Source organism: Flavobacterium pectinovorum (assembly GCF_900142715.1).
Lineage (GTDB): Bacteria > Bacteroidota > Bacteroidia > Flavobacteriales > Flavobacteriaceae > Flavobacterium > Flavobacterium pectinovorum.
In genome coordinates, this window is the sequence record NZ_FRBX01000002.1 from 661,438 (window position 1) to 675,276 (window position 13,839).

A 13,839-nucleotide genomic window follows, 5' to 3' on the forward strand; every position below is an offset into this window, starting at 1 on the left:
GACAAAACCTTGTAGGTATATTTGAGAAAAGTTTAAACCTACAAGGTTTTGGAAACCTTGCAGGATAAATATATCAGATTAAAAAAAAGACAAGCAATCTCGGGGAAAATTGCCTGTCTTTTTAGAAAATTATTTGGTTTCGATAATACTGATCGCATAACCTCCGCCCGGAGCAGATAACTGCGATAATTTTGATTTGTTTGTTACAGCAATTTTCTTGATAGTATAAGCTTGCGGATTTGTTTTGTAATGCGCATCTTTTGCATCAGCATAAATTGTAGCTGTGTATTTTTTACCTTTTTCAAGGAAACTGAAATCGATGTTTGATGTACGTGGAGTTTCTCCGTTTACGTTTCCAACAAACCAGTTGTTTGTTCCTTTTGCTTTACGGGCAACAGTGATAAAATCGCCTGGTTCAGCTTCAATATATTTACTTTCTGACCAGTCTACAGCCACATCTTTAATGAATTGGAATGCATCTGGAAAACGGTTATAGTTCTCCGGAGTATCAGCCGCCATTTGCAACGGACTGTACATGGTAACATATAATGCTAATTGGTTTGCAATTGTACTATTTACATGCGAGGTATTTTCAGGATTCATTTTGCTGATGTCCATTTCGAAAATTCCCGGAGTATAATCCATTGGACCTCCAATTAAACGTGTAAATGGTAAAACCGTAACGTGATTTGGTTTAGAACCTCCAAAAGCTTGGTATTCTGTTCCTCTTGCTGCTTCGTTTCCAATTAAGTTAGGGTATGTTCTTGCAATTCCTGTTGGACGAACGGCTTCGTGAGCGTTTACCATAATTTTATAATCAGCCGCTTTTTCGATTGCATATTGGTAATGGTTTACAATCCATTGATCGTAATGATTTTCACCGCGAGGTAAAATATCTCCAACATAACCGCTTTTTACAGCATCATATCCGTTGTCTTTCATGAATTGATATGCTTTGTCCATATGACGTTCGTAGTTACGAACAGAACCTGAAGTTTCGTGGTGCATAATGATTTTTACACCTTTTGATTTTGCATATTCATGCAAACCTTTCACATCAAAATCAGGATAAGGCGTAACGAAATCAAAAACATAATCTTTTGAATGCCCAAACCAGTCTTCCCAGCCTTCGTTCCAGCCTTCAACCAAAACAGCGTCGAAACCATTTGCAGCAGCAAAATCAATGTATTTTTTTACGTTAGCATTGTTTGCACCGTGTGTTCCGTTTGGTTTTGCTTTTGAGAAATCAGAAACGCCCAATTGTACCGTTGGAAAATCGTTTGTGTATGACCAAGAGCTTTTTCCTGTAATCATTTCCCACCAAACACCAATGTATTTTACAGGTTTAATCCAGGAAGTATTATCAATTTTTGACGGATCGTTTAAGTTATAAGTCATTTTTGAAGCTAGGATTTCTCTAGCGTCATCGCTTACCATAATCGTTCTCCAAGGCGAATGACTTGGTGCTTGCATGTATCCTTTATCTCCTTTTGCGTCTGGAGTTAACCAAGACGTGAAAGTCATATTTTTGTCATCAAGATTCAAGTGCATACAAGAATAGTTGATCAAAGCCGCTTCGTGTAAATTGATGTATATTCCATCATTTGTTTTTAACATCAAAGAAGTCTGAACTCCTGTTGGGGAAAAGTTTTTTTGAGAAACGTTTGCTGTATATGCTTTTTCAGATAAACCTCTAATTTCAGATAATTTCGATTTGGTGTAATCGTATTCCTCAGTATCATAATCTCCAGGAATCCAGAAAGCGGTGTGATCGCCAGTCATCGCAAATTGAGATCTTTCTTCTTTAATTACAAAATAAGTCAGGTTCTTTTGAGCCGGAAATTCATATCTAAATCCTAAACCGTCATCAAATAAACGGAAACGAATTACGATTTGTCTTTCTGTTCCTTTTTGGTTTAAAGTTACAGCCAATTCATTATAATGATTTCTAATTTGATCTACTTCTCCCCAAATTGGTTTCCAAGTCTCATCAAAAGTCGAAGTTTTAGTATCAACAACAGTAAAATCATTCAATAAAGATTTTTTATCATCTTTAAGTTCAAGACCTAATTTACTGGTTTTTACAACTTCTTTATTTTTATATTTTAAATTATAAGTTGGAGTTCCGTCGTTTTGCAGCGAAAATTCCATTACGAACTTTCCTTCGGGTGATTTTAATTGCTGTGCATTTGCGATCGAGCTAAATGCAAACAAGATTAAACTTGCGAAAAATAAGTTTTTCATGTTTTTTAGTTTTAAGTATATTGTAATTTAATTTATTTGTACAAATTTACTTGCAATTACAGGATTTCCGTTAACTACAATTGTTAAATCTTGATCGCTGTCTACAGTAAATGTTGTTTCGTCATGATTCACAGCTACTTTTAAAATTTGGTTTCTGAAATTAATTTTAAAAGAGTAACCTTTCCATTCTTTTGGAATTTTTGGCGAAAAATGAAGCTGGTCATTTTTAACACGCATTCCGCCAAAACCTTCTACAATGCTCATCCATGTTCCGGCCATTGACGTGATGTGACAGCCTTCTTCAACTTCCTTATTATAATCATCAAGATCAAGACGAGAAGTTCTTAAATAGAACGTATAAGCCATATCCATTTTGTCTAAAACGGCAGCCTGAATCGAGTGTACGCAAGGCGAAAGCGAACTTTCGTGAACCGTAAATGACTCGTAGAATTCGAAATTGCGTTTTAATTCTTCTTTAGAAAAATGATCTTCGAAGAAATAGAAACATTGTAAAACGTCGGCTTGTTTGATGTAAGGCGAGCGCAATACACGATCCCAAGACCATTTTTGATTGATTGGTCTTTGTGCTTTATCTAAGTCTTTTACGGGAACTAAATCTTTGTCTAAAAAGCCATCTTGCTGCAAATAAATCCCTAATTCTTTTGAAGTTGGGAAATACATATTATCGGCCACTTTTTTCCATTCCTGAATTTCATTCGCCGAAAGGCTAACTTTTTCTAAGATGCGTTTGTGATCTGAAGGATATTCTACAGCTACTTTTGTAATTTGTTCTGATGCAAAATCAATACACCATTTTGCAATATAATTGGTGTAGAAATTATTGTTGATGTTGTTTTCGTATTCATTTGGACCTGTAACGCCAAGAATTACGTATTGATTTTTTTCTTTAGAGAAAGAAGCTCTTTGATGCCAAAAACGCGCAATTCCGATTAAAACTTCCAGACCTTTTTCAGAAATATAAGAGTAATCTCCCGTGAAACGGTGGTAATTATAAATCGCAAAAGCAATCGCTCCGTTTCGGTGAATTTCTTCGTGCGTGATTTCCCATTCGTTATGGCATTCTTCACCATTCATGGTTACCATTGGATACAAAGCCGCTCCGTTTTTGAAACCTAAATTATCTTTGGCATTTTCAATCGCTTTGTCCAATTGATTGAATCTGTAAGTTAATAGGTTTCTTGCAACTTGCTGATCTTTAGTTGCCATGTAAAACGGAATACAATACGCTTCGGTATCCCAATAAGTAGATCCACCGTATTTTTCTCCTGTAAAACCTTTTGGTCCAATATTCAAACGAGAATCTTTTCCTAAATAAGTTTGGTTTAATTGGAAGATGTTGAAACGGATTCCCTGTTGTGCTTTTACATCGCCATCAATTGTAATGTCCGACATTTCCCAGATTTTTGCCCAGGCATCAATTTGATTTTGAAGCAAAGCATCGTATCCTAAATTAAGGGCAGCTTTTATTGTTTTTTCGGCTGCAGCCAAAGTATTTTCGTGGTTTAAAGAAACGGTATATCCTCCAATTTTCTGAATTGCTGAGGTTTGTCCTTTTGCGATAATTGTTCCGTAAGTAAACTGAACTTTATCTGAAGTTGAATCGATTGTAGAAGGTGAAATATTTACATTTTCTCCGTTTGCAAGAATCGTATTGTGCATGAAAGTCGTAACTTTAAAATGCGTTTTGAATGTCTGAGCGGTTACAAAAGCTTCACTATTTGATTTTTTTACTTCAAGCGGTTCCCAGAATTTTTCTTCCCAATTGGCATCTTCATTCGTAACTCCGGCATCAATATAAGGTTTGTAAACAATTTTGGCGTCTTTGTTTAAAGGCGTAATTTCAAATTTGATAATTCCGGCTTCATCCAAATCCAAAGAAAGAAAACGACGAACGTTTACGGCAATTTCAGTTCCATTTTTCAAAGTTGCTTCAAAAGAACGGTTGTACCATCCTTCTTTCATATTCAATTCTCTACGGAAATTTCTAACCTCGGTGCAATTGTTTAAATCAAGATTTTCTTCGTTGATTTGAACATCGATCCCAATCCAGTTTGGCGCGTTTAATACTTTCGCAAAATATTTTGGATATCCGTTTTTCCACCAGCCCACTTTGGTTTTATCCGGATAATAAATTCCGGCAATATAACTTCCTTGAAAAGTTTCTCCAGAGTATGTTTCTTCAAAATTAGCGCGTTGTCCCATCGCACCGTTCCCGATACTAAAAAGACTTTCAGACGATTTGACTCTTTCTACATCAAATCCTTCTTCTATGATAGACCAATTGTCTGGTTTTATATAATCTTGATTCATTATTTCTTAATTAGATAATGTGGCAATTAGGGTAATTAGAAAATGTGTCAATTAGAAAATGAGATAATTACTTGTCTTTGGCTACTTCTAATTTAATTCTATCCTTAATTGCTTGTTGTTGTACTATTTTACTTTTTAATTAGATGATTTTATTTTTAAAATATCAGTTGATGATTTCTATTTGATAATTAAATAATTCAGATTTATGTAAATTATCTAATTATCAAATTGGCACATTTTCTAATTAATTAGTTTCTCGATAAACTGTGAATCGATTTCGGTGAAATCTTTAAAAATATAATCAGCTTCATGTAAAATTGTTTCCTCACCAATTCCTACACTTACCATTTCTCCTATGTTTGCTGCCTGGATTCCGGCAACTGAATCTTCAAATACAATTGAATCTTTTGGGTCAATGTTTAATAATTGAGCCGCTTTTAAGAAAACTTCCGGATCCGGTTTTGCATTGGTAACATCGTTTCCGTCAACAATAACATCGAAATACGAAAGAATTCCTGTTTTCTCCAGAATTGGTCGGGCATTTTTACTCGCAGAACCCAACGCAATTCCCTGATTTTTTTCTTTTAATAGCTGAAGAATTTTAAAAACTCCGGGAAGAATCTCGCTTTCGTCCATGTCAACTAAATAAGATAAGTAATCTTCGTTTTTTTGAATCAGCCATTTCTCTTTGTCTTCCTGAGAAGCCTGAACGTTTCCTAATTCAAGAATTATATCCAACGAACGAACACGGCTCACGCCTTTTAAAAGTTCGTTGTTTTCATGTGTAAAATTTATATTTAACGACTGAGCGATTTTCTGCCATGCCAAAAAGTGGTATTTAGCAGTATCGACAATTACGCCATCAAGGTCGAATATGAATGCTTTTTTGTTCATTATATGAAAAATTCTTCTTTATTATTTTTGAATAGTATCGTCTACGTCTTTTACTTTGTAAACTAAAAGAGCAGCAATTAAAAAACTAACTCCACTTGTAATTAAGGCATAAATTGCATCGCCATTGTAAAGATATTTTACAATTGGACCGCCAATTAATGCGTTTACAATTTGAGGAATTACAACAAAGAAGTTGAAGATTCCCATGTAAACCCCCATTTTTTTAGGAGCAATCGATCCTGCAAGGATTGCGTAAGGCATTGCCAGAATACTGGCCCAAGCAACTCCAATTAAAATCATTGGTAATACAACCCAGTCTTCATTTGGCATGAAGTAAATGGAAATTAATCCGATTCCTCCAATGATTAATGAAAGTGCGTGAGTTGATTTTCGTCCGATTTTTTTTGCGATGTATGGCAGGAAAAACAGTGCGATAATAGCAGAAACTAAATTGTAAACTCCAAACAAAATTCCGACCCAGTCTCCGGCATCCTGATATTGCTGACTTGAAGTGTCGCTTAATGGCAAGCCGTATATATGATGTGCAATAGCCGGAGTTGTAAAAACCCACATGCCAAATAAACCAAACCAGGAGAAAAATTGTACCCAACTTAGCTGACGCATTGTTGTTGGCATTTTTGCAAAATCAGTAAAAATGTCTGTTAGTTTTGATTTTTCTTCAGATGGAACATCTTTTTCGCTTTGAGGATCTTCAAAATTGGCTAATTCTTCCGGAGTATATTCTTTTGTTGTAAACAGCGTAACCAAAATTGAACCTATTAAAACTGCTGCTCCAATAATAAAAGATAAAGTCAGATTTAATGGGACACTTCCGGGAACAGTGCTGTTTGAAACATGAAAATATTTCGTTAAAACATAAGGCAGTGCTGAACCAATTACAGCTCCAAAACCAATTAATGAAGTTTGAATACTGAAACCTGCAGTTCGCTGATCTGTTCTTAAATTATCACCAACAAGAGCTCGAAATGGCTCCATGGCAATGTTGAACGAAGCATCCATGATCATTAACATTCCGGCTCCAACCCATAAAGCGGGTAAAATTGAAATGAAAATATTAGCTTGTGGCATTAAAATTAATCCAACAGAAGCTAAAATAGCGCCTACAAGAAAAAAGGGTTTTCTTCTGCCGAATCTTCCCCAGGTTTTGTCACTATAATGACCAATAACAGGTTGCACTATTAATCCCATAAGGGGAGCAATAATCCAGAACCACGAAAGTTCATGTACGTCGGCACCAAAAATTTGAAGAATTCTGCTGGCATTTGCATTTTGAAGTGCAAATCCCATTTGTATTCCCAAGAAACCGAAACTCATGTTCCAAATTTCCCAGAAACTTAATTTACGCTTTTCCATTATCGTAATTAAAAAATTAATTAGACGATAAGCGCTTTGCTTATCAAAACTTACTGTTTTTTTCGAAGTAAAAGTAAAAGCCTTGACAGGCGTAAAAGTATAAATTATTTTTAGATATATACTAACAAAAAAGCCATAAAAATTAATTATGGCTTTGGAATGTGTTGATTTTAAGAAATTTAGTCAGTAGATTCTCTTTTTATAAGATGTGTTTCTATCACTTCGGTAGTATAATTTTCGTTTTCTTCTTCGTCATCGTTGTGTTCTGCCTCAAGCCTTTCGATCAGCATTTTAGCAGCTTTATTTCCCATTTTTTCACCGCTTTGGCTTACCGTTGTAATACTTGGCGTTGAATATTTTGAGATGATTCCGTCTGTAAATGCAATTACAGCTAAATCTTCGGGAACTTTGAGTCCCATTTTTGATGCAGTTTTGATAATTGTTACTGCAAAAAGTTCATTTACTGCAAAAACAGCGTCAAAAGCTCTTGCATGCAAAAGTTCAGAAATGGTTATTTCGCAGGTATCTACGTCTTCAATTTTAATGATTAAATCTTCGTTGAATGGTAACCCGTTGTCTAATAAAGCTTTTTCGTAACCATCGGTTCTTAGTTTTCCAACACTTACGTAATCGACAGTAGTTACTAAAGCGATCTTTTTTCGGCCATTATCAATCAAACTCTGTACAGCTTCATAAGCCGCAGCTTTGTCATCAATAATAACCTTATCGCACAAAATATCATTAGTAACGCGATCGAACATTACAACCGGCATTCCTTGATTGATAACTTCTGTAATGTGGTGGAAATCACCTTTGTATTGTGTTTCTTTAGAAAGAGACATGATAAAACCGTCGATGCTTCCGTTGGCTAACATCTCCATGTTTAATACTTCTTTATCGAATGAATCATCAGATAAACAAATCACAACACTATAACCATTTTCGTTGGCAACCTGCTCAATTCCGTTGATCACCGTAGAGAAAAAATAGTGTACAATTTCGGGAATAATAATACCAATACTTTTGGTTTTCCGGTTTTTTAAACTAAGGGCAATATTGTTTGGCTTATAATTGTAAAACTTTGCAAAAGCCTGCACTTTTAAGCGCGTTTCTTCTCCAATTTCAAGACTGTTTCTAAGTGATTTTGAGACAGTTGAAATAGAGACGTCGAGTTCCTTTGCAATCTGTTTTAAGGTGATTTTGCGTTTCATCGTAATATTGAAAAAAATCTAATTATTAATAAAGGTATCTTTTATTTTCTGATTTATCATTTTTTGACTGAAAAGATTACAAAATATAGAAAGTTTTCAACACTACCACGTTTTCGTAACTCAATAAAAATTGGTTCTGGTTGTTCATGTTAATAAATTCCTAATTTTGAAATTCGAAGTAAAATTAAAAACTTAACTAACAATCACAAACTCAAACTAATTTAAACAAAAAGTATGAAAACAATTTACAAAAAGTTGTTATTTTTATTCCTCTTGTTGCCATTTACTGTACTAGCTCAAAGTACTTTAAGCGGAACTGTTGTTGATAAAGCTACAGGGCAGCCAATACCGGGAGTAAATGTAAATGTACAAGGTGTTCCAACGGGTGCATCAACAGGATTTGATGGTAATTACCAACTATCAAATGTTAAAAGTGGAAACAAAATTGTGGTATCTTTTATTGGATACAAAACGCAAACGATTGATTTCACCGGACAAAAAACACTAAATATTTCTTTAGAAGAAGATACCAACCAACTTAAGGAAGTTGTTGTACAAGTAGGTTATGGTACTGTTAAGAAAAAAGACGCAACAGGATCTGTATCTCAAATTTCTGCTAAAGAATTTAATAAAGGAATTAACGTAACTCCGGAGAGTTTAATTAGCGGTCGTATTTCGGGTGTTAATGTAACTGGTGGTGGAGCGCCTGGAGCAAAAGCGGATATCAGAATTCGTGGAGGATCTTCATTAAATGCTTCAAACGAGCCTTTAATTGTATTAGATGGTCTTCCGTTAAGTAATACTAAACCAGAAGGTTCTACAAGTATTTTATCTACAATTGATCCTAATGATATTGAGTCTTTTACAGTTCTTAAAGATGCTTCTGCTGCTGCAATCTATGGGTCAAGAGCTGCAAATGGTGTAATTGTTATTACAACTAAAAAAGGAACAAAAGGTGGTGTAAAAGTTAACTTTAGTTCTCAGGTTGGTATCAATACTGTCGCGAATACTGTTGATGTAATGAATGCAGACCAATATCGTGAATTGGTAAATACAAAAGGTACTCCGGCGCAACAAGCTTTATTGGGTACTGCAAATACAAACTGGCAAGATGAAATTTTTCATACTGCTTTAACAACTAACAATAATATCTCTGTAAGCGGTTCTTTGTTTAACAAATTGCCTGTACGTTTATCTGTTGGTAATGTTGATAACCCTGGAATCCTAAGAAACACTTCTTTTGAAAGAACTACGACATCGTTATCGTTAAATCCGGTTTTATTTGATAATCATTTAAAAATTGATATTAGCGGAAATTTATCTTTCGGTAAAAACCAATTTCAGGATGAAGGTGCTGTAATTGGAAGTGCTATCGGATTTGATCCTACACAATCTGTTTACGAAACTGGTTCTCGTTACGGAGGATATTATGAATGGCTTGAACCTAGTGGAAATTTACCATTATTGCCTGCAAGAAATCCTGTGGCAAGATTAAACCAGGATAACAGAAGAGCTACTTCGACAAGAAAATGGGGTAACGTTAGATTAGACTATAAACTTCATTTCTTTGAAGATTTAAGAGCTGTTGTAGAAGCAGGTATTGATAGATTTGACAGTAGTGGATATACTGAAGTAAGTACACAAAGTGCTTTAGGATATCAGCCAAAGCCTTTTACTGAGGCAGGTTATGTAAACTTAGGAAACTATTCTAGTTATACAGATGCACTTCAAAATAAAAACTTAAATGCTTATTTTAATTATACTAAAGATTTAGGAAAAATTAAAATTGATGCAACGGCTGGTTATAACTACCAATTGTTTCAAAGAGAGAAATATCAATCGGGAGAAACCAGACAACCAAATCCTAATGAAGATGTTACTACTGAGCCGGATGTTAATTTACAATCGTTTTTTGGACGTTTGAATTTAGGATATGACAGTAGATATTTATTGACTTTAAATTATAGAAGAGACGGAACTTCTCGTTTTTCTGAAGATAACAGATGGGGTAATTTTGGTGGAGCTGCTTTTGCATGGAATTTATCTGAAGAAGCTTTCTTAAAAGATAACGCTACTTTTTCGACTTTAAAATTAAGAGTTGGTTACGGTACTACTGGTCAACAGGATATCTCTGCTCAATATGATTATTTGCGTAGGGTAACTATTGGAACAATCAATTCTCAATATGTTTTTGGTAATACTGTTTATTCAACAGCGAGACCGGAAGGTTATAACCCTGATATTAAATGGGAAGAATTAGCTGAGACTAACGTTGGTATTGATTATGGATTTTTCAGTGACAGAATTACTGGAACAATTAACTACTTTGATAAAAAATCGACAGATTTATTAGCAGATATTGCGGTTCCTGATGGTGCAAATATTAGAAATCAAGGTTTCTTTAATATTGGTAGTGTAAGAACAAAAGGGGTTGAGTTTAGTATTGCTTCTGATATTGTTAAAAATGATAATTTGACTTGGAATGTAGCTTTCAATACGACTTACATTGATCAGGAGATATCAGAATTAGGAACTACAGTTCCAGGTTTTCAAGGTTATTTAACGGGTGATAATATTGCTGGTGGAAATGGAAATAAAATCCAGATTAACTCAGTAGGATATGCGCCAAATTCATTTTTTGTATACGAACAATTATATGATGCAAACAAAAGACCAATTGCAGGTGCTTATGTAGATAGAAATGCAGATGGAAAACTTGATGCAGGTGACCGTTACAGAGCTGGTAAAACTGCTCCGGATTACACTTTCGGTTTGTTCTCTACTTTAAACTACAAAAAGTTTGATTTTACAATGAACTGGAGAGCAAGTGTTGGAAATAAGATTTTTGACAACGTAAGTTCTAATTTAGGATATTCTGATGCAGGTTTAAGAAGACAAACAGATTTGTCAAACGTGAGTTCAGATTATTTTAATACTGGTTTTACTTATGAAGATAACGGAACACAACGTTACTTGTCTGATTATTTTGTAAAAGATGCTTCTTTTATCAAATTAGATAACGTTACACTTGGATATACTTTTGATAAAACAATTATCAAAGCTGCTTCTTTAAGATTTACAGCTGGTGTTCAAAATGTTTTCATTCTTACGAAATATGATGGATTAGATCCTGAGAAATTCAACGGAATTGATAATAATGTTTACCCAAGAGCAAGAACTTTCTTGTTTGGAGTTAATGCCAATTTCTAATAGTAGACTGAAATCAAAAATTTAAAAATAAACAAAATGAAAATATCATTTAAATATATATCTTATTTTTTCCTATTCATTTTAGGAATAAGTATGACGCTTACTTCGTGTACGGACGATTTAAACGTGACCCCAAAAGACGATGATGAATTTTTATCAGAAACCTTTTTTCAGGATCCGGCATCGTACAAACAAGTATTAGCAAAATTATACGCAGGTTTGTATGTTGGAGGTAATGATGGAGATGGAGATGCTACGATACCTGGAAGAAACCCTGATATTTCAGGACTTGGTGGTGACTTTAGCAGTTACTTAAGATTGCTTTTTGTAACTCAGGAATTTTCTACAGATGAAGCTATTATTGCTTGGGCAGATGGTACTTTACCAACAATAAATGCTCAAACATGGGCTCCTGCTAATGAATTTTTAGAAGGAACATTTTCAAGAGCATTTTACCACATTAGTGTTGCCAATGAGTTTTTAAGACAAACTACTGATGAAAAATTAACAGAAAGAGGTGTTGATGCAAGTTTAAAAGCTGAAATCGCTACATTTAGAGCTGAAGCTCGTTTTTTAAGAGCGTTTTCTTATTATAACTTAATGGACTTGTTTGGAAATGTGCCAATCACGACAGAAAATGATCCTGTTGGATTCTTCTATCCGGTACAAAAATCAAGAGCAGAAGTTTTCGCTTTTGTTGAGTCAGAATTAAAAGACTTAGACAATAGTTTAGCTGCTTCAAAAACAAACGAATATGGTAGAGTAGATAAAACGGCTGCTAAATTTTTATTGGCACAAATTTATTTAAATTCTAAAGTATATACAGGAGTAGACAGAAATAACGAAGCAGCTACAATGTGTTCTGAAGTTATTAATTCAGGATATACTTTTGCAAATGTTCCTTATCGTTATTTGTTCTCTGCAGATAATAATAGAAATGGTGCTCAAAGCGAATTTATTTTCCCAATTGTTGGAGATGGTAACGCTATTAGAGCTACTGGTGGAGGAATGAGTTTTATTATGCACGCTTCTATTGGAGGAAGCATGAATGCTGCGTCCAGAGGTATGGATGGTGGATGGCAGGGAATCAGAACTCGTAGAGAGTTTGTAGACCTTTTTCCAGATGAAACTGCAACAGCAGATAATAGAGGAACATTTTATACAGATGGTCAATCAAAAAACATTAATAATGTAGGAACTTTTACAGACGGTTATGCTGTTACAAAATACATTAATATAAATTCAGATGGTTCTGCAGCACAAAGAAATGATATTCCGGATATCGATTTCCCAATGTTTAGATTAACTGATGCTTATTTGATGTACGCAGAAGCAACTCTTAGAGGAGCTACTACCGGAAACATTAATACTGCTTTAGGTTATATCAACCAAATTAGAACCAGAGCAAATGCTCAGGCGGTTACACTTCCTCAATTAACTCTTGATTTTATTTTAGATGAAAGAGGAAGAGAATTATTTTGGGAATGTAAAAGAAGAACTGATTTAATTCGTTTTGGAAAATTTACAGGAGCATCAAAAATCTGGCAATGGAAAGGTGGTTCTATCAATGGTAATGCTACGGAGTCGTACAGAGACTTAATGCCAATTCCTGCAAGAAACATTCAGGCAAACCCAACATTAGAGCAAAACACTGGATACTAATTTTATAAAACATTAAAATGAAAAATATATATAAAATTTTAATTGCATTTATTGGTGTATTAGCGGTCTCGTGTAATGCTGATGATGTAGAAAACAGACCTGTTATTGGGGTAGGAACTGCTCCGGTATTGTTAACACCACAATCTGATTTTAGTATTGTGCTTTCAAAGGAAACAGAGAAAGAAATTGCTACAACTGTTACGTGGAACAAAGCAACTTATGCAGGAAGTACTGTAGTAGTAAACTATACGATTCAAATTGCAAAAGCAGGAACTAATTTTAAGAGCCCAGTGACGGTAACTAATACTACTGCAGTTTCGCAGGAACTAACTGTAGAAGAATTAAATTCTGCTTTAGTTAATGGAGGTTTTATCGAGAAAGAAGTAAACGATGTTGATCTTCGTATTAAAGCTGTGATAGGTGCAGATGGGCTTCCGCAATATTCTAACTCAGTTACTTTTAAAGCGACTCCTTATCATGCGCCACTAGCTAGTTCTCACTGGTTAGTAGGAGGTGCTACTCCTGGTGGATGGTCATGGGATGGAGATGCTGAAACTGAATTTCCATTAGTTGCCGGACAATCAAAAATCTATGAGGTTAGTCTTGTTCTTAAAAATGGAGAAGCATTTAGAGAATTTTTATCTAATGACTTTACAAGTGGAGGCAACTGGGGCTCAGATAATAGTCACAACTTTGAATATTATGCTAACGCAGGTTATACTATTGATTCAGAATTAGAAAATGCTAATGACGGAGATAAAAACTTCAAATATACCGGAGCAACCGGACTTAGAGTTTTTAAAATTGACAACGTTGCAAAAACAATAACATTAGATTAATTTTTAATGTACATACTGAAAAGGCTATCTCTATGATAGCCTTTTTTTATAATACTAACTAAACCAAAACCACA

General features: G+C 34.6%; 8 protein-coding genes. 3 read left to right on the top strand and 5 right to left on the bottom strand.

Features of this window, described 5'->3' with window-relative positions; genetic code table 11:
- Window positions 1-129: 129 nt before the first annotated feature.
- From BUE22_RS09465 to BUE22_RS09485, 5 genes are all read right to left on the bottom strand, one after another.
- Window positions 130-2,244, bottom strand: a complete 2,115-nt coding sequence (locus BUE22_RS09465) for a glycoside hydrolase family 97 protein (protein ID WP_073394804.1) — start codon at window positions 2,242-2,244, stop codon at window positions 130-132.
- Window positions 2,245-2,271: 27 nt separating this feature from the next.
- The gene (locus BUE22_RS09470) at window positions 2,272-4,575 is read right to left on the bottom strand and encodes a glycoside hydrolase family 65 protein (RefSeq protein WP_073394806.1); all 2,304 of its coding nucleotides are present in this window, start codon (window positions 4,573-4,575) and stop codon (window positions 2,272-2,274) included.
- A 240-nt stretch (window positions 4,576-4,815) separates the two neighbouring features.
- Window positions 4,816-5,469 carry a beta-phosphoglucomutase gene (gene pgmB, locus BUE22_RS09475; protein ID WP_073394807.1) on the bottom strand — a complete coding sequence of 218 codons (654 nt, stop codon included), beginning with the start codon at window positions 5,467-5,469 and terminating at the stop codon, window positions 4,816-4,818.
- Between the two features lie 21 nt (window positions 5,470-5,490).
- Window positions 5,491-6,843 carry an MFS transporter gene (locus BUE22_RS09480; protein ID WP_073394808.1) on the bottom strand — a complete coding sequence of 451 codons (1,353 nt, stop codon included), beginning with the start codon at window positions 6,841-6,843 and terminating at the stop codon, window positions 5,491-5,493.
- A gap of 179 nt (window positions 6,844-7,022) precedes the next feature.
- Window positions 7,023-8,054 carry a LacI family DNA-binding transcriptional regulator gene (locus BUE22_RS09485; protein WP_073394810.1) on the bottom strand — a complete coding sequence of 344 codons (1,032 nt, stop codon included), beginning with the start codon at window positions 8,052-8,054 and terminating at the stop codon, window positions 7,023-7,025.
- A gap of 234 nt (window positions 8,055-8,288) precedes the next feature.
- Between BUE22_RS09485 and BUE22_RS09490 the strand changes: the two genes are divergently transcribed.
- The 3 genes from BUE22_RS09490 to BUE22_RS09500 are packed head-to-tail and all read left to right on the top strand — an operon-like array spanning window position 8,289 to window position 13,765.
- Window positions 8,289-11,264 carry a SusC/RagA family TonB-linked outer membrane protein gene (locus tag BUE22_RS09490; protein ID WP_073394812.1) on the top strand — a complete coding sequence of 992 codons (2,976 nt, stop codon included), beginning with the start codon at window positions 8,289-8,291 and terminating at the stop codon, window positions 11,262-11,264.
- 36 nt (window positions 11,265-11,300) lie between these two features.
- Complete coding sequence (locus BUE22_RS09495; protein WP_042563402.1) at window positions 11,301-12,926, top strand: RagB/SusD family nutrient uptake outer membrane protein; 1,626 nt, start codon at window positions 11,301-11,303, stop codon at window positions 12,924-12,926.
- Between the two features lie 17 nt (window positions 12,927-12,943).
- Window positions 12,944-13,765 carry a SusE domain-containing protein gene (locus BUE22_RS09500; protein WP_073394814.1) on the top strand — a complete coding sequence of 274 codons (822 nt, stop codon included), beginning with the start codon at window positions 12,944-12,946 and terminating at the stop codon, window positions 13,763-13,765.
- Window positions 13,766-13,839 lie beyond the last annotated feature (74 nt).

Excerpts from the sequence above, each read along its gene's own strand:
- BUE22_RS09465 (WP_073394804.1), bottom strand. The coding sequence starts at position 2,244 with ATGAAAAACTTATTTTTCGCAAGTTTAATCTTGTTTGCATTTAGCTCG.
- BUE22_RS09470 (WP_073394806.1), bottom strand. The coding sequence starts at position 4,575 with ATGAATCAAGATTATATAAAACCAGACAATTGGTCTATCATAGAAGAA.
- pgmB (WP_073394807.1), bottom strand. The coding sequence starts at position 5,469 with ATGAACAAAAAAGCATTCATATTCGACCTTGATGGCGTAATTGTCGAT.
- BUE22_RS09480 (WP_073394808.1), bottom strand. The coding sequence starts at position 6,843 with ATGGAAAAGCGTAAATTAAGTTTCTGGGAAATTTGGAACATGAGTTTC.
- BUE22_RS09485 (WP_073394810.1), bottom strand. The coding sequence starts at position 8,054 with ATGAAACGCAAAATCACCTTAAAACAGATTGCAAAGGAACTCGACGTC.
- BUE22_RS09490 (WP_073394812.1), top strand. The coding sequence starts at position 8,289 with ATGAAAACAATTTACAAAAAGTTGTTATTTTTATTCCTCTTGTTGCCA.
- BUE22_RS09495 (WP_042563402.1), top strand. The coding sequence starts at position 11,301 with ATGAAAATATCATTTAAATATATATCTTATTTTTTCCTATTCATTTTA.
- BUE22_RS09500 (WP_073394814.1), top strand. The coding sequence starts at position 12,944 with ATGAAAAATATATATAAAATTTTAATTGCATTTATTGGTGTATTAGCG.